This window comes from Pedobacter boryungensis (assembly GCF_013204825.1).
Classification (GTDB): domain Bacteria; phylum Bacteroidota; class Bacteroidia; order Sphingobacteriales; family Sphingobacteriaceae; genus Pedobacter; species Pedobacter boryungensis.
The window spans coordinates 672,041-693,300 of the sequence record NZ_JABMKV010000001.1 but is presented as its reverse complement, the minus strand read 5'-3'; the positions used below and the strand labels follow the sequence as shown (position 1 = coordinate 693,300).

The 21,260-nt window shown below is 33.2% G+C and carries 12 protein-coding genes; 11 read left to right on the top strand and 1 reads right to left on the bottom strand.

Annotated elements, in window-relative coordinates; genetic code table 11:
- The first annotated feature begins 4 nt into the window (after positions 1–4).
- Together kdsB and HQN85_RS02985 are read left to right on the top strand one after the other, a co-directional pair.
- The gene (kdsB, locus tag HQN85_RS02990) at positions 5–730 is read left to right on the top strand and encodes a 3-deoxy-manno-octulosonate cytidylyltransferase (RefSeq protein ID WP_173268860.1); all 726 of its coding nucleotides are present in this window, start codon (positions 5–7) and stop codon (positions 728–730) included.
- 35 nt (positions 731–765) lie between these two features.
- On the top strand, positions 766–1,296 hold the full coding sequence (locus tag HQN85_RS02985; protein WP_173268859.1) for a hypothetical protein: 531 nt from the start codon (positions 766–768) through the stop codon (positions 1,294–1,296).
- Here HQN85_RS02985 and HQN85_RS02980 read toward each other — a convergent pair.
- On the bottom strand, positions 1,293–4,175 hold the full coding sequence (locus HQN85_RS02980) for a triple tyrosine motif-containing protein (protein WP_173268858.1): 2,883 nt from the start codon (positions 4,173–4,175) through the stop codon (positions 1,293–1,295). The two genes, HQN85_RS02985 and HQN85_RS02980, sit on opposite strands and share 4 nt — an antisense overlap.
- Before the next feature lie 275 nt (positions 4,176–4,450).
- Between HQN85_RS02980 and HQN85_RS02975 the strand changes: the two genes are divergently transcribed.
- The 9 genes from HQN85_RS02975 to HQN85_RS02935 all read left to right on the top strand — a co-directional run bounded on the left by HQN85_RS02975 (position 4,451) and on the right by HQN85_RS02935 (position 20,919).
- Positions 4,451–7,555 carry a SusC/RagA family TonB-linked outer membrane protein gene (locus HQN85_RS02975; protein WP_173268857.1) on the top strand — a complete coding sequence of 1,035 codons (3,105 nt, stop codon included), beginning with the start codon at positions 4,451–4,453 and terminating at the stop codon, positions 7,553–7,555.
- A gap of 9 nt (positions 7,556–7,564) precedes the next feature.
- The gene (locus tag HQN85_RS02970) at positions 7,565–9,079 is read left to right on the top strand and encodes a RagB/SusD family nutrient uptake outer membrane protein (RefSeq protein ID WP_173268856.1); all 1,515 of its coding nucleotides are present in this window, start codon (positions 7,565–7,567) and stop codon (positions 9,077–9,079) included.
- A gap of 11 nt (positions 9,080–9,090) precedes the next feature.
- Entirely contained in the window at positions 9,091–10,506 is a 1,416-nt protein-coding gene (locus tag HQN85_RS02965) for a PKD domain-containing protein (protein ID WP_173268855.1), read from the top strand.
- A gap of 49 nt (positions 10,507–10,555) precedes the next feature.
- A complete protein-coding gene (locus tag HQN85_RS02960; RefSeq protein WP_173268854.1) occupies positions 10,556–11,437 on the top strand; it encodes a glycoside hydrolase family 16 protein in 882 nt (293 codons plus the stop codon).
- Positions 11,438–11,635: 198 nt separating this feature from the next.
- Positions 11,636–13,252: a CTP synthase gene (locus HQN85_RS02955; RefSeq protein WP_173268853.1), complete on the top strand. Its 1,617-nt coding sequence runs from the start codon at positions 11,636–11,638 to the stop codon at positions 13,250–13,252.
- Between the two features lie 20 nt (positions 13,253–13,272).
- Complete coding sequence (yidC, locus tag HQN85_RS02950) at positions 13,273–15,072, top strand: membrane protein insertase YidC (protein ID WP_173268852.1); 1,800 nt, start codon at positions 13,273–13,275, stop codon at positions 15,070–15,072.
- Positions 15,073–15,419: 347 nt separating this feature from the next.
- Positions 15,420–18,302 (top strand): prolyl oligopeptidase family serine peptidase, encoded by a 2,883-nt coding sequence (locus tag HQN85_RS02945; protein WP_173268851.1) that lies wholly within the window; start codon positions 15,420–15,422, stop codon positions 18,300–18,302.
- Between the two features lie 112 nt (positions 18,303–18,414).
- Positions 18,415–19,581 carry a M14 family zinc carboxypeptidase gene (locus HQN85_RS02940; RefSeq protein WP_173268850.1) on the top strand — a complete coding sequence of 389 codons (1,167 nt, stop codon included), beginning with the start codon at positions 18,415–18,417 and terminating at the stop codon, positions 19,579–19,581.
- A 57-nt stretch (positions 19,582–19,638) separates the two neighbouring features.
- On the top strand, positions 19,639–20,919 hold the full coding sequence (locus HQN85_RS02935; RefSeq protein WP_173268849.1) for a nucleoside recognition domain-containing protein: 1,281 nt from the start codon (positions 19,639–19,641) through the stop codon (positions 20,917–20,919).
- The last annotated feature ends 341 nt before the right edge of the window (positions 20,920–21,260 follow it).

Here is a 21,260-nt window from a genome sequence, read left to right as displayed (position 1 = left end):
TAGTTTGAAATTTCTCGGAATTATTCCTGCTCGTTTTGCCTCTACCCGATTTCCGGGCAAGCCTTTGGTTGATATCGGCGGCAAAACTATGATACAACGAGTATATGAGCAAGCCTTAAAATCTGATTTAGATAAAGTAGTCGTAGCCACTGATGATGAGCGGATTGCGACAGAAATTAAAAGATTTGGAGGAGATTTTATTTTAACCAGTTCCAATCACCAAAGTGGAACAGACCGTTGTGCAGAAGTTGCACAGAAATTACCTGGCTTTGATGTAGTTATTAATATTCAGGGCGACGAACCTTTCATAAATCCAGCACAAATTTCTTTAGTAAGTTCTTGTTTTAAAGATGAAAATGTTGAATTAGCAACGCTGATTAAAGAAATTAATGAAGATAGTGAACTTTTCAGCACAAATATTCCAAAGGTTGTAATTAATTCCAATCAGCAGGCTATTTATTTTAGTCGCCATCCTATTCCCTTTATCCGCGGTGCAGAAAAAGAAAATTGGTTAAAAACTCACCAGTTTTATAAACATATCGGTATTTATGGTTATAAAACAACTGCCCTACTAGAAATCACTAAATTATCTCCATCATCATTAGAATTAGCAGAAAGTTTAGAGCAATTACGCTGGTTAGAAAACGGCTATAAAATCAAAACTAAAATTACTACTATAGAAACTATTGCGATTGACACTCCAGAAGATTTACAAAAAATAATTTTATAGTATATTTTTTTATCTTCGAAAGTAAATCAATCCCTATGAAAAGATTTTCTTACTCTATTTTATTTCTAGCCTTTGCGATAACTGGCTGCACTTCAAAAAATGAAAAAAAAGCACCAGTTAATATCGAAAAAACTGCATTACAAGCTTTTACTGACACCGTACAACTAGATACTTTTAAAATCGTCTTAAAGGGTGATGAATCTAAAAACATGAGCTTATTGTTTACGATTACAAGTTATAAAGGTGTGCAGATTTATAAAAAAGAGATTAAAGCCGAAGAGTTATTAAAAAGTTATTTAGCTAGCGCTGATTTAAAAAAGGAAGATGAGAAAATTAAATTTTTAAATGATGAAGTTAACTTCTTTTTCGAGGAAGAACATTTTTTAATACCAGCAATAACTGAACAAGAAAAACCTGATAATAATACACCAGACAAAGCTTTTTATGAAGAATTAAAAGGGAGTAAATTGAATGGTTTCGATTACCGTTTAGGGAAAGATACCAAAATATACATCGCCTGGTCTGCTAAAGATCAAAAAGTGAAAATCTATTATAAATGCTGTTAAGGTACTTTAGGAGAAGTATTTAAAAGAAAATCAAATAGGTTTACTTCTGGTTTTAAATTCAATTTTTTTCTTAGTCTGTATCTGCTCACTTCTACTGCTCTTGGCGTTATGTTTAATAATTGCGAGATTTCTTTTGAAGATAAATTGAGTTTTAAATAAGCACAAAGTTTTAAATCACTTGGGCTAAGATTTGGGTACTTTTCCTTTAAGTTGCTTAAAAAATTAGCGTGAACATGATCAAAATGTATTGAGAATTGCTCCCAATCGTTATCTAATTTTTTAGCCTCGTTTAATAATCTAATTACCTTTCTCAAGTCGTTAGCAGTGTCTTTGCTTGTGGTTTGTTGTACTAAAGGCAAAAGCTCATCTCCTATTTTAGATAGTAATTTACCACGTTGAACCAAGTGCATTGTTGCCGTTGCTAATTCTTTATTCTTGAATTCTACATCCGCCTCTAGTTGCTTCTTTTGAAGCTTAGTAATCTGTTGTTCGTTTCTTTCTATTTCTAATTGATGTTTTTGGGTTAGATTATCTTGTTGCTTTTTGTGTTCCTTTTCTTGAACCTTAATCAATAGGTACAGCATATAAATAAATAACACAAAGTAAAAAACATAAGCAACATTACTTCTATACCATGCTGGCGAAATCGTAAATGCATAACTTATCGAGTTGGATTCATTACCTAAATTATTTCTAGCTTTAACTAAAAAAACGTATTTACCGTGAGATAAATTAGTGTAATCTTTTTCGCTTTTACTACTCCAAGCAGACCAATCATCATCATATCCTTGTAGTTTATAGCTAAATTCTATATTCTCTTTTTGTTCAAACAAAGTTGATGCATATTCGAAATGAAGAGAATTGTACTCAAAAGATAGTTTATGTTTTGCCTTTCTTTCTCCAGTAAAATATCCTCCAAAAAAAACGCTATCAGTTTTACCAGCAATACGAATTTGTCCTAATAATATATTTGGCTTAAAAATGTTGGCTGCATATTTTTTATAATCTATGTGGATTAAACCTTTATTTGCTCCTATAAATATATTTCTATCATTATAAGGGTAAATATTTTCAAAACCTGCAACAATTTTAGAGGTTAATTCGGGAAATTCAACAATGGTAAAATTGCCATTTCGATTTTTATTAAAATCAACCACACCTACCTTTTTTGTGGTTACAAACCAGATATTTCCATTTGGATCTTCAGTTAATAATTGAATAGATAATTTTTTAAAAATAGGTCTAAAAAACTGGCTGGGTTTAAATCTTTTCTTAGCCGAATCATATTCATAAATCCCATCAGCTGTTGCTGCAACAATTCGATTTTTCACCTTAAATATGTAATTGTACAGGGTAAACGGCAAACCATCTTTTTGAGTAAGCAATGTCGTTTTAATCATCTTTTGTTTATCAGGCGATAAATCTATCTTAAAAATTCCTCGATAAGGATGTGAAGCCCAGATGCAATTTAATTTTTCGTCTACAGCCATAAACCTTAATGGCTCATTTAGTGCCGCAATTGTTCCTCTATTACTAAACTCGTTGTTCTTAAAACTAATGTATTGTAGCCCTGTGTAGGTTCCAGCAATAACATTACTATTATCTTTTGCTATTGAAGAAAACAACCAAGTTCCCAATCCTTTATATAATTGTTTAACATTATTGCCATCAATTACAGAAGTTCCATCTTCATTTGCTAATAAAAGATGTTTATTTATTTCTGCTAATCCCCAAGTTTGCCCTTTTGTGTTAATTACTTCAGAAAATTGAGATTGAGAATTGCTTAGATCTTCTTGTTTGGTATTTATTGGAGCAGAAAAAACACCGTTGGAGGTTCCTACATAAAGTTTATCGTCAAAAATTCTACTTGCATAACTAGAAACTTGTCTTTTTCTATCTGGATAAATATGTTTTATTGCACTATTAAAGGCAATAAATGAAATCCCATCGTCCAGTCCAAGCCATAAATTTTGGTGTTGATCTAATAATATATTTCTGATATTACTATTGTATAATCCTTCGGTATAAGAAAATTGTCTGATTAAAACACCTTTACGATTAATAATTAATAATCCAGAAGAAGTAGTTCCTAAGGCATACAGCTCTTTATTAATTTGAATAGCACCATTGATCCTATCATTATAGAAAATTTTATCCTCTGCAGTTTTTTTATTAATTAATTCTCTGCCTTTCAATAAAAAAAGACCATCATTTAAAGTAGTGATTAATAAAGTATCGCCATTGTACGGTAAAACGGAAGTAACGTTTCCACTTATAATTCTTTTATCATTGCAAATAATATCCCATTTGCCTTCATTAAATATTTTTAATCCAATATTTATTTCTTGAGCATATACTTTATGCTCAACTTTCCCCATGTAAACCCAAGCAATTGGGGTAGGATAAACATCAACTTTGTTATTATTAAAGCGAATTATCTTATTAACTGTCCTAAAATAAATCTCTTTGCCATTAAATACTATATCCCATACATCTGCAAACTGTCTATCTTTAGCAGGAATTTTGTTCTTTAAAGAGTGATAAGTTAATATACCAAACTCGTTTGGTGAAAAATATCCTATTTCATCTTGACCACCAATATAAATCTTGCCACTCCCATCAATTTTAACAGATCGAATAATAGTTTTATTTGGTGTTGGATAAATTTTCCAATACGCTCCGTTGTAAGTTAATAAGCCTTCATTATTTGCAAAATATAAAATGCCGTTTTTATCTTGAGCAATTCCCCAGTTCTGAGTACCCCCTTTATATTCCAAACTAGTGTAACTACTAACCTGTGGCAAGCCGATAGGATCTTGTGCTTTTAAATAAAATGGTAGCAAAATAGCCATCAAAAAGAGCAGAAAAAAATACCTCATTTCATCAAATCCTAATTGTTAATATTTGGTTGTAATTAATTATCGTTAATTATTGTTTAAGATACAAAATTTATCAATGTTGTAGTTCAATAATGCGTTTTCATATTAATTTAAAAGAAAAAAGTCACTCTTGTATGGGTATTGTTGTGGGTCAATTTTTCATTAATGGGCAATTCAAGATATATATTTGTTACAAGACGTTTGCTAAAATTGATGGAATTCACCTAAAGGTTAGCAAATAGAATTAACCAAAATATAAACTTAAATTATTTGTTATGAAAGGAAAATCTACGTTCATTCTTTTGTTCTTTTCCCTGTTTTTTTCGCTGAGCCTCCGAGCACAGGAAATTGATGTATCGGGAAAAGTAACTTCCAAAAGTGATGGGTTACCTATACCCGGGGTATCTGTAAAAATTCAGGGAACAAACATTGGAGTAGCAACCAGCGCTGATGGAGTATTTAGAATTAAAGTTCCTAAACTAGGTTCTGTTCTAGAGTTTTCTCAAATTGGTATGACTACGCAAACGTTTGTAGTAAATAACACACAAGCAATCAATATTTCAATGACTGATTCTCAAAGCAATTTGGAAGAAGTTGTTGTAGTTGGTTATGGTACTCAAAAGAAAAGTGTCGTGACAGGAGCAATTTCTCAGGTGAAAGCTTCAGATTTAGAGAACATGCCAGTTACACGTATTGAGCAATCATTACAAGGTAGAACAGCAGGTTTAACAATTACAACAAGTTCTGGTCAACCAGGTGATGGAGCCACCTTACGTATTAGAGGTACTACTTCAATTAATAATAGTGAAGCTTTATATATTGTGGATGGAGTTCAAGTTGGTGGAGGAATTGATTATCTTAATCAAGCTGATATCGAATCTATCGAGGTTTTAAAAGATGCGGCTTCTGCTGCTATTTATGGAGCTAGAGCAGCAAATGGTGTAGTTCTCGTTACGACTAAAAAAGGCAATAAAAACGGAAAAATGAGTGTTAATTATAATACTTATTTAGGCACTCAAGCTCCATCAAGAAAATTAGATTTATTAAATGCAACTCAATATGCTACATTATATAATGAAGCAGAGTTCGCAGCAAATCCTACAGTAGGTACACCACGTTTTCCTAATCCATCTCAGTACGGTGTAGGAACTGATTGGCAATCTGCTGTTTTTAATAACAAAGCTAAAATTCAAAATCATGAGTTAAGCTTAAGTGGTGGAAATGAAAAATCTACATATTATAGCTCTTTTGGTTATTTTGACCAAGATGGTATTGTAGCATCAGATAATTCTAAATATAAAAGATTTACTGCTCGTTTTAACTCAGAACACCAATTAACTAAAGCAATTAAATTTGGTCAAACCATTGGATATACTCGTACAAATTCAGTTGGTGTTTCCACAAACACAGAATATGGTTCTCCACTAAATAGAGCAATCAATATAGATCCGATTACTCCAATTGTAGAAACAGATCCTGCGAAATACAATTTACCTTTATATACAGGCAATCCTGTTGTAAGAAATGCACAAGGTTTTCCTTATGGAATTTCTAGTTATGCACAATCAGAAATCTTAAATCCACTAGCAGCTTTAGCAGTTGCACAAGGTAAAGGCTGGTCTGATAAAATTGTAGGTAATGCAATTGTTGAAGTAGAAATTATAAAAGGTCTAAAATTAAGATCACAAGGTGGTGTTGATTTGGCTTTTTGGGGTAGTGAAAGCTTCTCTCCTATATATTACCTTAACTCTATTAATCAAACTACAATCACCTCTTACAATAGAAACAACAATAGAGGTTTATTCTGGTCATTAGAAAATACAATTAGCTACAATAAAGCAATTGAAAAACATAATTTCACAATTCTATTAGGTTATTCGGCACAAAAAAATAAAGGAGAAACCAATGGTGGATCTAAAGATGGTATCCCAGTTAATAATATTAAAGATGCCTCTTTACAATTCCCAGTTTCTAGAGCTAACGATTTATTTTATGGTGGAGAGTACCTAAATACTTTGAATTCAATGTTTGCTCGTTTAACTTATAATTATAATGAGAAATATTTGTTTACTGGTATTGTTCGTAGAGATGGTTCATCTCGTTTCGGCCCAAATAATAAATATGGTTATTTCCCTTCTGGTTCTGTAGGATGGATTGCAAGTAATGAAGACTTCTTCCCTAAAAACAAGGCACTTACTTTCTTGAAATTTAGAGGTTCTTATGGTATTACAGGTAACGATAACATCGGAGATTTCAGATATTTATCAACTGTAAGTGGTGGAAGAAATTATACTTTAGGAACATCAGCTGGTTTAAATAATGGTGTAAGTCCTGATGCTCTGTCTAATCCAGATTTAAGATGGGAAGAAACTTCATCTACAGACATTGGTATGGATGCAACGTTATTTGGCAATTTTACAGTTACTGCAGATTGGTATCACAAAAAAACAACAGGTATGTTATTGCAAATCGCAGTTCCTGGTTATGTAGGCAACACTGGTCCTATTGGTAATATTGCGGATTTATCTAACAAAGGTTTCGAACTTGAATTAGGTTATAATAAAAAAATTGGTGATTTCTCTTTCAGAGTTGCTGCTAATGCTTCTTTCTTAACAAATAATATTGACTTCTTAGGTAATGATAAAGAGTTTATAACTAGGCAAACCGTAACGCCTCAGGGTTTGGAAGTTACGCGAATAATGATTGATCATCCAGCTGATTCATTCTATGGTTATAGAAGTGATGGATTATTTCAAACACAAGCAGATGTTAATAATTACAAAAATAGTGCAGGTGGCTTAATTCAACCTAATGCAAAACCTGGGGATATTAAATTCCGTGATTTAAATAATGATGGTTTAATTAGCGATGACGATAGGGAAATTATTGGAAATTCTAATCCAAATTTCACCTATGGTTTAACTTTTAATGCTGCTTATAAAGGTTTTGATTTAGTTGTTTTAGGACAAGGAGTTGCTGGTAACCAAATTTTTAATGCATTAAGAAGATTTGATTTACCAACTGCAAATTACACCACATCAATTTTAAACAGATGGACTGGACCAGGCACTAGCAACACAACACCTAGACTTACTTTGGCAGATGATAATAAAAACTATAGCCGTGTTTCTAGCTTATTTTTAGAAGACGGTTCATATTTTAGAATTAAAACTTTGCAAGTAGGTTATTCATTACCAACAAAATTAGTTAATAAAGCAGGATTAAACAAAGTTAGATTTTATCTAATGGCTAATAACTTGTTAACCTTAACTAAATACACAGGTTATGACCCAGAAATTGGTGGTGGAAGTTACGGTGTAGATCGTGGATTCTATCCTCAAGCTAGAACGTTCTTCGCTGGTTTAAATGTTGGATTTTAATTATTAGAAATGATGAACAAAAAATATATAAAATGTACCATCGCAATAGTTGCGGTAATGCAGATTTTCGTATCATGTAAAAAAGATTTTCTGGAGCTAACACCAAAAGGAACAGCATTAGAAGACAATTTTTACAAAAATGAAACTGAAGTGATGCAGGGAATTATCTCTGTTTATGATGTAACTCAATGGGGAACAACTGGCGGATATACAATGAAAATGCCTTTATTAAGTGCAGCTTCTGATGATTGTTGGGCTGGTGGAAGTAATGCTTCAGATCAACCTAATTGGGTAGCTTATGATAATTTCAAAATGGATCCCAGAATTGGTCCACAAGGTGGATTATGGAATAAAAATTACACAGGAATTAATCGTGCAAACTTAATATTAAGTAAAATTGAAAAAGCTACCACATTAAGTGCAGCTTTTAAAACTAGAGTAACCGCTGAAGCTAAATTCTTGAGAGCATACTTCTATTTTGATCTAGTGAGATTTTTTGGAAGAGTTCCTTTAATAACTTCGGTTTTACCAACTGATGAATTATATAAACAAGTTCAATCTACTCCTGCTCAAATTTACGCTCAAATAGAAAAGGATTTAAGAGAAGCTTATCCAGGTTTACCTCCTACTATTTCTCCTGCAGAGAAAGGCAGGATTTCTCAAGGTGCTGCTAAAGCTCAATTGGGTAAAGTATTATTGTACCAAAATGATAATGCCAAATTAGCTGAAGCCATTACCTTATTTGAAGATGTAAACAAAGTTGGAAATGTATATGGTTATGCTTTATTAGGAAATTATGCGGATATTTTTAACCCTGCTAATAAATTCAATTCAGAATCAATTTTAGAAATTCCTCATTCAAACAATGCTGCATGGTCAGATTGGGGTTGGATTAATGGTGGAGAAGGTAATGTTGGTACTCAATTTATTGGAATGGATAGTTACAATGGCGATACCTACTCAAGCGGATGGGGTTTTTGTCCAGTAACTTTAGACTTAGTAAATGCATTAAAAGCAGATCCACGTTTTGCTGCTACAATTATTGATGGCGCAGCATTGAAAGCTGCAGGTGCAACTTACAATGCTCGTTATCAAAACACAGATTATTTCATTAAAAAGTATGCGCCTTTAAAAGCTTTCCGTTCTGCGAGCGGTGTTGCTGAGCAAAATTGGCCTATTAATGAAATTGAAATAAGATTAGCAGATACTTATTTAATGCAAGCAGAAGCTTTGGTTAAAGTAGGTTCAAATCCTACAAGAGCTAAAGAATTATTAGATGCTGTGAGAGGTAGAGTTGGTTTAGGCTCAGTTCCAGCTACACTAGATAATATTTACAACGAACGTAGATTAGAATTAGCTACCGAAGGACACCGTTTCTTTGATTTGGTACGTACAGGTAAAGCGGTTACAGTTTTAGGTCCAGTAGGATTTAAAGCTAATAAAAGCGAATATTTACCAATTCCTCAAACAGAAATTGATGTTACTAAAGGAGTTATTAAACAAAATCCAGGTTATATTAATTAATCATTAAAAAAATGAAATCATTAAAAAACACGATAAAAACATCAATCTGGCTTAGTTTAGGTTTGATGTTAACAATATTGGGTTCTTGTAAGAAAGACGATACTATGAAAGAACTAGGCGCTGCACCTACATCAGCCCAAGTTCAATTTACTGCAACCCCAACCTCTACTAATGCCAATATTATTAATTTTAAAAGCACGAGCCCAGGTTTTAGAGCTATTTGGGATTTCGGAAATGGAGCAACTGCAGAAGGTACAGATGCACAGGCTTCCTATCCTTTAGCAGGAACATATACTGTTAAATTGACTATTGTAACCGATGGTGGATATGCATCGAGCACTAAAACAGTGGTAGTTGCAAATACAAACCCTGCTATGCTTACAGATCCAGCTTTTACAACTCTTTCTGGAGGTTTATCAAATGCAAATGGTAAAACATGGGTAATTGATCAAACGCAGCAAGGCCATTTAGGTGTTGGTCCAATTGGCTCTCAATTCCCAGATTGGTATCAAGCTGGTCCAAATGAAAAAAATGGAACAGGATTTTACGATGATGAAATGACATTTAACATGAATTCATTGAAATACACTTATGCTAACAATGGAACTACTTTTGCCAATGCATCTAATGCACCTGGCATTGGTGGACCAACTGGAAGTAACGATCCTACAGTAAACTATACTCCTGCCACAAATTTAACTTGGTTGGTTACAACAGTAAATGGCGTTAAATACATTACAATTAGCAATAATGGTTTTATCTCTTACTATTTAGGTGTTTCTCAATATCAAATTCTTTCCCTTACTGATGATGAGATGTGGTTGAGATGCTTAGATAAATCTAATGCTGGTAATGCTTGGTATTTGAAATTAATAAGAAAAGGATATGTAAGACCAGTTGTACCTCCAGTTCAAAAACCGATGCAAGCGGCTAACCTTACTGATGATTTCCAAAATACATCTGCAATTACATGGAATGCAGAAAATATGGATTATACAAGGTCTTACGATAATCCATCTAAATTCCCTGTAAACACTTCTACTAAAGTTGGTTATTACGAAAAAAGAACAGGTTCAGACGGGCAGTATGGAAATTTAAACGTTACTATGCCTTACCGTTTCGATTTAACCACGAAAAATAAAATAAAGCTAAAAGTATTTTTCCCTGGAGGAAATGATTTTACAAAAGTTGCATCAACTGTATCTATTAAATTGCAAAACTCATTATTGGGTGGCAATGCATGGACAACTCAATTGGAAGTTGTAAAAACAATTACTCCTGCACAATACAACACTTGGGTACAATTAGAATTTGATTACTCAGGTTGGTCAGCAGAAACATTATATGATAAAATTGTGGTACAATTAGGTGGCGAAGGTCATCCAAATCCAGGAATTTTCTATATTGATGATTTCGAATTTAAATAGAAACAAAAAAGCCTGGTTGAAAAATCAGGCTTTATAAAAGAAAGCTACTATGATTTATAAAAAAATTAAAAATACATATTTCTTAATTGCACTCTCAGCTGGATCCATATTTTCTTGTCAATCGTGCTCTTCTGGTAAAGAAGTAGAAGAACCAATTATTGTTCCACCAACACCTGTTGTTGTAGTAGATAAAAATTGGGCTTTCGAAACTACACCGTTTTGGGCAGATGAATTTGATTATACTGGTTTACCTGAAACTGCAAAATGGGATTATGATCTTGGTGGCTCTGGCTGGGGAAATAACGAGAAAGAATATTATACAAATTCATTAGCAAATGCTAGCGTAGCCGATGGAAAACTTAGCATAACTGCTAAAAAAGAAAGTATGAATGGTATGGCTTATACTTCTGCTCGTTTAGTAACCAGAAACAAACTAGATGTATTGTATGGTAGAATTGAAGTTAGCGCAAAATTACCTACTGGAAAAGGTACTTGGCCAGCAATTTGGATGTTACCTACTGATAGAGCTTATGGAGATTGGCCTAAATCTGGAGAAATAGATATCATGGAACATGTTGGCTACGATCAAAATAATGTGCATTTTACCACACATACAGAAGCATATTATTTCAAAATCAATACTCAAAAAACAAGTACCAAAACTATTGCTGATGCAAGTACAGCTTTTCATAAATACAGAGTAGATTGGACTCCCTACGCTATTCGTGGATATTATGATGATGCAATGGTATTTGAATTTGCCAATGAAGGTACTGGTTACAAAGTTTGGCCTTTCGATAAAAGATTTCACTTGTTGTTGAATTTAGCCATTGGAGGCGATTGGGGCGGCGCTCAAGGAATTGATGACACCATCTTCCCACAAAAAATGGAAATTGATTATGTACGCTATTATAAAATGATTGAAAAATAGCTTCGAACTATCTTTAATTAAATGTCCAGCATAGTCTGGACATTTTTTTTTGGAGCAATTTCGGTTACTCGCTCACTATCAATCAAATAATTTATTAAACATTTAACCACTCAAATCATATATTTTTGTAACTTTGTATCCCGTACAAAAACAATTAAAAAGGTTATAAAGCCTGCTTAATTTCACAAACTCACAAACATGACTAAGTATATTTTTGTTACGGGCGGTGTTACTTCCTCATTAGGTAAGGGCATCATCTCCGCTTCATTAGCCAAACTTTTACAAGCAAGAGGTTACAGAGTAACCATTCAAAAATTCGATCCTTATATCAACATTGATCCGGGAACATTAAATCCTTATGAACATGGCGAGTGTTATGTTACAGAAGATGGAGCAGAAACAGATTTGGACTTAGGACACTACGAACGTTTTTTGAACACTCCTACTTCTCAAGCAAATAATATTACAACTGGTCGTATTTACCAAAATGTTATAAATAAAGAAAGACAGGGTGATTATTTAGGAAAAACCGTTCAAGTAGTGCCTCATATTACCGACGAAATTAAGCGTAATATGCGTATTTTAGGTGAAAGTGGTAATTACGATATCGTGATTACCGAGATTGGCGGAACAGTTGGAGACATAGAATCTTTACCATTTGTAGAGGCAGTTCGTCAGTTTAAATGGGAAGAAGGCTCTAATAACGCAATTGTTATTCACTTAACTTTAGTACCATATTTAGCTGCAGCTGGCGAATTAAAAACAAAACCAACACAACACTCTGTAAAAGCATTATTAGAGTACGGTATCCAACCGGATATTTTGGTATGCCGTACAGAACACCATATTAGTGCAGATATTCGTAAAAAAATTGCACTTTTCTGTAATGTGAATGTGAATGCTGTAATCGAGTCTATAGATGCTTCTTCTATTTATAGCGTGCCTTTATTAATGATGAAAGAACAGTTGGATAAAACAGTTTTAGCAAAACTAAAATTGCCAACTAAAAACGAACCAGACATGGAAAGCTGGAAAGATTTCTTGGGTCGTTTAAAAAATCCAACAGCCGATGTTAGAATTGGTTTAGTTGGCAAATACGTAGAATTACCCGATGCCTACAAATCTATTACAGAAGCGTTTATCCACGCTGGCGCAAAAAATGAATGTAAAGTTCGTGTAGAATATATACCTTCTGAAAGTATTTATGCTGATAATGTAAAAGAGAAATTAAGTCATTTACAAGGTGTTTTAGTTGCTCCAGGATTTGGTAGTCGTGGTATAGAAGGAAAAATAGATGCAATTAAATTCGTAAGAGAAAATGAAATTCCATTCTTTGGTATCTGTTTAGGAATGCAATGTGCCGTAATTGAATACGGACGTAACGTTTTAGGCTTAAAAAACGCAAATACCACAGAAATTGATGAAAGTTCTGAACATCCAGTGATTAATATGATGGAAGAACAGAAAAACGTCACTTTAAAAGGTGGGACAATGCGATTAGGAGCCTACCCATGTGATGTTAAAAAAGGCACAAAAGCATACTCAGCTTATGGTAAACAACATATTACCGAAAGACATAGGCATCGTTATGAGTTTAATAATAAATATTTACAGCAATATGAAGATGCTGGAATGATTGCTTCAGGTGTTAATCCAGATAGCAATTTGGTGGAGATTGTTGAGTTAAAAAACCATCCTTTTTTCGTTGGTGGACAATTTCATCCAGAATTAAAGTCAACAGTTGCAAATCCTCACCCACTTTTTGTTAAATTTGTCGCCGCTGCAATGGAGCACGCCAAAAAGAAAACAATATAATACAAGTTTAAAACAACATAATGGATAGAAATACATTTACAGGTCTGTTCCTGATCATGGTTATTTTAGGAGCAGCTGTGTTTTTTATGAAGCCTAGCGAGGCTGATATCAAAAAAGAAAGAGCTAAAATTACCGCAGACTCATTAGCAAAAGCAGGAGTAAAACCTACACCAGCTGTAGCACAACCAACAACACCAACAAAACCAGATTCTGCAACTTTATCCGGTCCTTTTGGCGGTAATATTGCTGGTACAGCACAAACCTCAGTTTTAGAAAACGATAATTTAAAATTAACGTTCAGCAATTTAGGTGGTAAAATAGTTTCAGTTGAAGTTAAAAAAGAACATACTTATGGTGGTAAACCTTTAATTTTATTTAATGGACCAGATAATAAATTTGGTTTAAACTTAAACATTGATGGTAAGATTGTAAACACGAACAATTTATATTTTACGGCTACACAAACTGCGAGCAACATTAGTATGCGTGCTAACTATAGCGCAGATAAATACATCGAATTTGTATATGGTTTAAAATCAAATGGGAATAATGTTGATTTTAACATTAACCTAAATGGTTTAAACCAAGTTGTACAGGGAAATGCAATTACTTTAAATTGGGAAACAACTTTATTAGAGCAAGAAAAATCTGCTAAAAAAGAGCAAGAACACGCTGCTCCTTATTATAAATATACAGATAAAAACCCTGATCATTTAGGTGTTGGTAAAGATGCTAAAGAAGAACTTAAAGATGGTAAAATCGAATGGTTTTCGTTTAAACAACAGTTTTTCTCAGCCGTATTAATTCCTCAAGTTCCTTTTGAAAAAGGTGATTTAGAAGTTAAAATTAGTACAGAACCTGGAAAAATTAAATGGTATGGTGCTAACATGCAATTGCCATTTAAACAATTAGCTTCGGAAAGTTATGCAATGAAATTTTACTTCGGTAATAATAAATTTGACAACTTAAAAGCGCAAGGACAAAGCATTGAAAAACAAGTTGATATGGGTTATTGGCCTTTAAAATATATCAACCGTTTTATCGTGTTACCAGTATTTCAATTTTTAGAAAGCTTTGGTTGGGGATATGGTTTGATCATTTTAGTATTAACTATTTTGTTAAAATTAGCAATGTCCCCATTAACGTATAAATCGTACATCTCAATGGCTAAAATGAGGATTTTGAAGCCAGAAATGGATGAGATTAAAGCTAAGGTTGGTGAAGATAATGCTACACTTTTACAACAAGAATATTTAAAACTCTATAAAAAAGTAGGTGTAAATCCATTAGGAGGATGTTTACCAATGTTATTGCAATTACCTTTTGTAATGGCATTCTTCTTCTTCTTCCCTAATTTATTCGAATTAAGAGGTCAAACTTTCTTATGGATGCACGATTTATCAACCTATGATGATTTTATAAAATTTGGTTTCACTGTTCCATTTATTGGTGATCACTTAAGTTTAATGTGTGTGTTGATGACGATATCAACATTGATTTATACCTATTTTAACAACCAAATTTCTGGTGCTACTGGTCAAATGAAATACATTGGTTACATTATGCCAATCATTTTCTTAGGTGTGTTAAACAGCTATCCATCAGGTTTAAATTATTATTATTTCTTAGCAAATATGTTAACCTTCTTACAACAATATCTAATTAGAAGAATGGTTAATGATGATAAAATTCATGCTATTTTGCAAGAAAACAAAGCCAAACCACAAGGTGAAAAGAAAAAATCTAAATTCCAATCTCGTTTAGATGATTATATGCGTACACAAGCACAAGCTAAAACGCAAGAGAAAAAAGGAAAATAGGTAAGTATAGATTGTAATCTAGAAACAGAAATTACAAACAATAAAGCCGCAGATGCGCAGATTTAATCTGAACATCTGCGGCTTTTGCTTTATGCATTTAGTTATTTGCAATAGCTAATGTTATTTAAACTTGATTGAAGCAACATCCTTTTGTTATGCTGAGCGAAGTGGAAGCGCAAAAAAAATTAGCGTAAAGCCAGACTTAACGTTAATAAGACTTCTGCTGTTGCTTTTCAAAAATAAAACCTTCTACTTTTGTAAAATTTGATATACACATAGTGGAATTATGCGCAAAATTTGCAATTTTTAAGGTCAGATAAGATTAACTCTCATAACTATTTATAATCATGAAAAAAAAATTAACCTTACTTTTTTTATTATTTGCTAGTGTTGTTTATGCACAAAAGAAACCATTAGACCATTCTGTTTATGATAAATGGGAAGCTGTAGGAGCAAAACAGTTTTCAAACAATGGATTATGGGCTGCTTACGTAATCAATCAGCAAGAAGGAGATGCGAATTTGTACTTCCAAAATAGTTTAACTGCACAAAAAATAGTAGTTTCGAGAGGAACCCCGCCACAATTAGGTTTCGAAGTACGTTCAAATTCTACTTTATTTAGTGCCGATTCGAAATTTGCAGCTTTTACCATTAAACCTTGGTATAAAGATACTAGAATGGCTAAAATTAAAAAGAAAAAGGCCGACGAAATGACTAAGGATACATTAGGGATTGCTAATTTGACTACGTTAGCCATTACTAAAATACCTAGAGTTAAATCTTTCAGGTTTCCAGAAAATGGAGCTGCCATATTAGCTTATAATTTAGAAAAAGCTCCTGATACCAGTAAAAAAGCAAAATCTGCTACTCAAGGTACGGAGCAAAAAAACGATAGCGAAACTGATTATTTAGCTGATGACGAGCCTGCTGGTACTGCTGCAAAAGAAGGAACAGATTTAATTGTAAAAAACTTAACGACAGGTGTAGAAAGAATTTACAAGTTTGTAAGCGATTATGCCTTTAGCAAAGATGGTAAACAATTGGTTTTTGCTTCAACAGGATCTAAAAAAGACAAAACAGCTCAACAAGGTGTTTTCTTATTAAATACTGAATCTGGCGTATTAAAAACCTTAGTAAAAGGCAAAGGAAACTTTAAGAATTTTACGTTTGATGATGAAAGTGAGCATTTAGCATTTTTAGGAGAAACTAGTCCTGAGAAAACAGAAATTAAAGATTTTAATGTTTACTATAATTCCTTAACACTTGATACTGCACAGATTTTAGTTGATAATGATATGCCAGGAATGCCAGCTAAATTTGCAGTAAGTGGAGATGGAAAAATTACTTTTAGCAAAGATGGTAATCGATTATTTTTTGGCATTGCGCCAATAAAAAAACCAAAAGACACTACTTTAGTCGATTTCGAAAATGCTAAGTTGGACATTTGGGGGTATAAAGATGATTATTTGCAACCCATGCAATTGAAAAATGCAGATCGTGAATCTAAAAGAAGTTACTTAACTGCGATTGATATTTATGGTACTGATCCTAAAATTGTGCCCTTAACTGATGCAAAACTTCCTGATGCTAACTTGGTAAATGAAGGAAATGCTGCCTTTGTATTGGCATCAACCGATTATGGCAACCGTATTCCATCGCAATGGACTGGTGGTTCGGTACGTGATTATTATTTAGTTGATGTGAAGACTGGCGCTCGCAAAAAAATTCTAGAAAATTTAGATGGAAATGCTTCGGCATCGCCTGATGGCAATTATATTTTATATTACGATAAGAAAGTTAAGCTTTGGAAAACATACCAAGTAGCTACTGGAAAAACAAGCATCATTACGGCTAATATGACAGCTAAATTCTATGATGAAGAAAATGATGTTCCAGATGATCCAAATAGTTATGGTGTTGCTGGATGGTTAGAAGAGGATAAAGCGGTTTTATTGTATGACCGTTATGATATTTGGCAATTTTCTCCTGATGGAAGTTCAAGTAAAAACTTAACAAATGGCTTTGGAAGAGCAAATAACATTACCTTCCGTGTTGAAAGAATTAATCCTGATTTTAGATTTTTCACTAAAAAAGAAGTGTTATGGTTAGATGCATTTAATAACACTACAAAAGAAAATGGTTTTTATCGTAAGGCATTGAACGATAATAAAGCCCCTGAATTAGTGATTATGGCACCTTTTAAATATTCAAATTTAGTAAAAGCGAAAGATGCCGATGTTATTCTTTTTGATAAAGGGAATTACACTATCTCTCCAGATGTTTACTTATCTAAAGACAATTTAAAAACTGCTTTAAAATTAAGTAGTACAAACCCACAACAAGCTAATTACAATTGGGGAACTGCAGAATTGGTAAAATGGACTACTCCGAAAGGGTATAAATCTGAAGGTATTTTATATAAACCAGAAAATTTCGATCCGAACAAAAAATATCCAATGATTGTGTATTTCTATGAAAAACTTTCTGAAGGATTATATACTTATAATGCCCCTGCTCCTACACCATCACGTTTAAACATTCCGTTTTTTGTAAGCAATGGTTATTTAGTTTTTGCACCAGATATTAGTTATGAAACTGGTCATCCAGGAAAATCTGCAGAAGAATTTATTAATTCTGGTGTAGAAAGCCTAAAGAAAAATGCATGGATAGATGGTACTAAAATTGGTATTCAAGGTCAGAGTTGGGGTGGTTACCAAGTTGCACATTTAATTACTGCAACAGATATGTACGCCGCGGCTTGGGCTGGGGCACCAGTAGTAAACATGACATCCGCTTATGGTGGAATTCGTTGGGAAAGCGGAATGAACAGACAGTTTCAATATGAAAAAACACAAAGTAGAATTGGTGCTACTTTATGGGAAAAACCTGAATTATACATTGAAAACTCACCATTGTTTAATTTGCCTAAAGTAAAAACACCAGTAGTAATTATGTCTAACGATGCTGACGGAGCTGTGCCTTGGTATCAAGGTATTGAAATGTTTACAGGTTTAAAACGCTTAGGCAAACCAGTTTGGTTATTAAATTATAATAATGAAGCTCATAATTTAGTTCAACGTCAAAACAGAAAAGATATTCAAATTAGAGAACAACAGTTTTTTGATTATTATTTGAAAGGTGCCAAAGCTCCTGTATGGATGACAAGCGGAGTATCTGCAATAGATAAAGGCAAAACTTGGGGCTTTGAATTAACTGATGATAAACCTTAATTAGTTTTCAGTTGGCAGTTGACATTTCGTCATTGCGAGCAAAACGAAGCAATCTTTCCTGAAAGTTAGATTGCTTCGTTGCTTTACAACTCAATTAAATCAAAAAAAATCAATGAACATAAATTCTATCATTTCTAATCACGATAGTTTTAAAGAAAAAACTTTAACAAATCGCTTTTTTAAGCACAATACTATAGTTGACTTATTAAATCAATTACCTCCAGATTTTGATGTAAAAGAATTGGGCAAATCTGTAAAGGGAAAAAGCATCAACCTTGTTAAATGCGGCAAGGGCAAAATCAAAGTAATGCTCTGGAGCCAAATGCATGGCGATGAGGCTACTGGAACAATGGCTTTATTTGATCTGTTTAATTTTTTGCAAAGCGATGCTGAATTAGCAAAACTGATATTAGAAAGCTGTGAGCTCTACATTCTCCCCATGGTCAACCCAGATGGTGCAGAAGTTTTTACCAGAAGAAATGCACAACAAATAGATATTAATCGTGATTTTTTAAAGACTGTATCGTCAGAGGCTAGGCTATTGAAACAATGTAGGGATAATATAAAACCTGATTTTGGCTTTAATTTACATGACCAACAAACTTTATGGAGTGTAACAGGAACTTTAAAACCTGCCACATTATCTTTTTTAGCTCCAGCTTTTGATCAAGCATTAAATATTAACGAAACACGAAAAAATGCAATGTTAGTTATTGCAGATATGTTTAATGATCTAGATCAACTCTTACCAAAACATATTGGATTATTTGATGATGAGTTTGAACCACGTGCTTTTGGAGATAATTTTCAAAAAGCTGGTACATCAACCATTTTAATTGAAGCAGGAGGATACACTAACGATTACGAAAAACAAGAAATTAGAAGGTATTATTTCGCTGCAATTTTAGCTGGTTTAAATTCTATCGCTACAAAAAAATATCCTCAGCAAGATTTAAAAAACTACTTTGCTATTCCTAAAAACAATAAGCAGATTTTCCATATCCTAATTCAGGGGATTTTAATAGACGGTATTGAAGTAAGTATAGGTATTAATTATGATGAATGTCCAACTAGTGATGGGTGTAGTACTTTTAAAACGTATTCCATTCAAGATATTGGAGATTTAAGTTTTTGCGATGCTTATCAAATTTTTTCAGCTTCTTCCCTTTCATTAAATGGCAAAATCGTTTTATATCAAAATGCTAATTTTGAGTTACTTGATGGAGGTACACCTATTTTATCTTTTGAGAATGGAACCATCATCTTTAAAAAAGATTAAGTTGTAGCGAAAAATTATTCTAAAAAATACTACATTCAACATCAAAATTAAAAGCAAATGGCATTAAGTAGAATTTGGTCAGGTTTTATCATTGTAGCTATCATAGTAGCCTGTATTAAATGTTTCTTTTTCGGGCAAACAGATATTTTCAGTTGGATGGTTATTGGCAAAGCCGACGACCCAACAAATTTAACAAAGGTTGATGGTGTAATACAAACTTGTTTAAACGCTGTAAATATTTGTATTGGCTTAATTGGCGTAATGGCTTTATTCATGGGCTTTATGAGCATTGCAGAAAAAGCAGGTGGTATTCGTTTATTATCTAGAATAATTGGCCCTTTCTTTTCAAAAATATTTCCTGATGTACCAAAAGGACACCCTGCTACTGGCCATATGGTGATGAATTTCTCTGCTAATTTATTAGGATTAGATAATGCCGCTACTCCTTTTGGAATTAAAGCGATGGAGAGTTTGCAAGAACTTAATCCTGATAAGGAAACAGCTTCTAATGCGCAGATTATGTTTTTGTGTTTACATGCTTCTGGCTTAACCTTAATTCCGGTTAGTATCATTGCAATTAGAGCTTCGCTGAAGTCAGTAAACCCTACCGAAATATTTATTCCTTGCATGATAGCTACGTTTGTAGCCACTATTGCCGCTATGCTAATTGTTTCTTTTAAACAGAAAATAAATGTTTTTCAGCCTGTTATTTTAGCATGGGTGCTGGGTATTTCTGCATTAATTGCGGTGATGGTGCTTTACCTAGTTAATTTAAGTACTGAGGGTTTACAATCGTTTTCTGGTTTGTTGAGTAATGGTTTATTGCTACTTATTTTTCTATCTATTGTTTTAGGCGGATTGTATAAAAAGATTGACATTTTTGATGCTTTTGTAGAAGGTGCTAAAGGCGGTTTTGATACCGCTATTCGTATTATACCTTATTTAGTTGGGATGTTAATTGCAATTAGTTTATTACGTACCAGTGGTACTTTTGATTTAGTACTTGATGGTTTTAAAAGTATATTTTCTGCTTTAGGTACTGATACTCGTTTTATTGATGGTATACCTACCGCTTTAATTAAGCCTTTAAGTGGTAGTGGTGCCAGAGGCATGATGATTAGCACAATGGAAGCTCATGGTGTAGATTCTTTTGCAGGTAAATTGTCGGCCATTTTGCAGGGCTCTTCAGATACTACATTTTATGTAATTGCAGTTTACTTTGGTGCTGTTAATGTTAAAAATAGCCGCTATTCTGTTTGGGCTATGTTACTCGCTGATTTTGTTGGCATTTGTACAGCTATTGGATTGTGTTACTTATTTTTTGGTAGTACTTTGTAGTGATTATTAACCAATAGGAACATAGGTTAAATAGTTTTGTGTAATTCTATACTTTGAGGGCACATTCTAATGGTCTGAGTGAACATTTTAATGCTTTGAGTTAATGTTCCAATGCTCTGAGTGAACATTCCAATGCTCTGAGTGAACGTTCCAATGCTCTGAGTGAACGTTCCAATGTCTGAATTAATGTTCTAATGCTCTAAGTTAGCAGTTTAATACTTGCAGTTACCTGTTTATAGGTTAATATTTTAATTAATTAAGATTGCCGCGTCATGCCGCTTCGCAATGACGAACATGGAGAAGTTGGAATTGCTTCTAATTAAAAAGCCCCATTCTAATAT

Coding starts and splice junctions, on each gene's coding strand:
- HQN85_RS02985 (WP_173268859.1), top strand. CDS start 766: ATGAAAAGATTTTCTTACTCTATTTTATTTCTAGCCTTTGCGATAACT.
- HQN85_RS02980 (WP_173268858.1), bottom strand. CDS start 4,175: ATGAGGTATTTTTTTCTGCTCTTTTTGATGGCTATTTTGCTACCATTT.
- HQN85_RS02975 (WP_173268857.1), top strand. CDS start 4,451: ATGAAAGGAAAATCTACGTTCATTCTTTTGTTCTTTTCCCTGTTTTTT.
- HQN85_RS02970 (WP_173268856.1), top strand. CDS start 7,565: ATGATGAACAAAAAATATATAAAATGTACCATCGCAATAGTTGCGGTA.
- HQN85_RS02965 (WP_173268855.1), top strand. CDS start 9,091: ATGAAATCATTAAAAAACACGATAAAAACATCAATCTGGCTTAGTTTA.
- HQN85_RS02960 (WP_173268854.1), top strand. CDS start 10,556: ATGATTTATAAAAAAATTAAAAATACATATTTCTTAATTGCACTCTCA.
- HQN85_RS02955 (WP_173268853.1), top strand. CDS start 11,636: ATGACTAAGTATATTTTTGTTACGGGCGGTGTTACTTCCTCATTAGGT.
- yidC (WP_173268852.1), top strand. CDS start 13,273: ATGGATAGAAATACATTTACAGGTCTGTTCCTGATCATGGTTATTTTA.
- HQN85_RS02945 (WP_173268851.1), top strand. CDS start 15,420: ATGAAAAAAAAATTAACCTTACTTTTTTTATTATTTGCTAGTGTTGTT.
- HQN85_RS02940 (WP_173268850.1), top strand. CDS start 18,415: ATGAACATAAATTCTATCATTTCTAATCACGATAGTTTTAAAGAAAAA.
- HQN85_RS02935 (WP_173268849.1), top strand. CDS start 19,639: ATGGCATTAAGTAGAATTTGGTCAGGTTTTATCATTGTAGCTATCATA.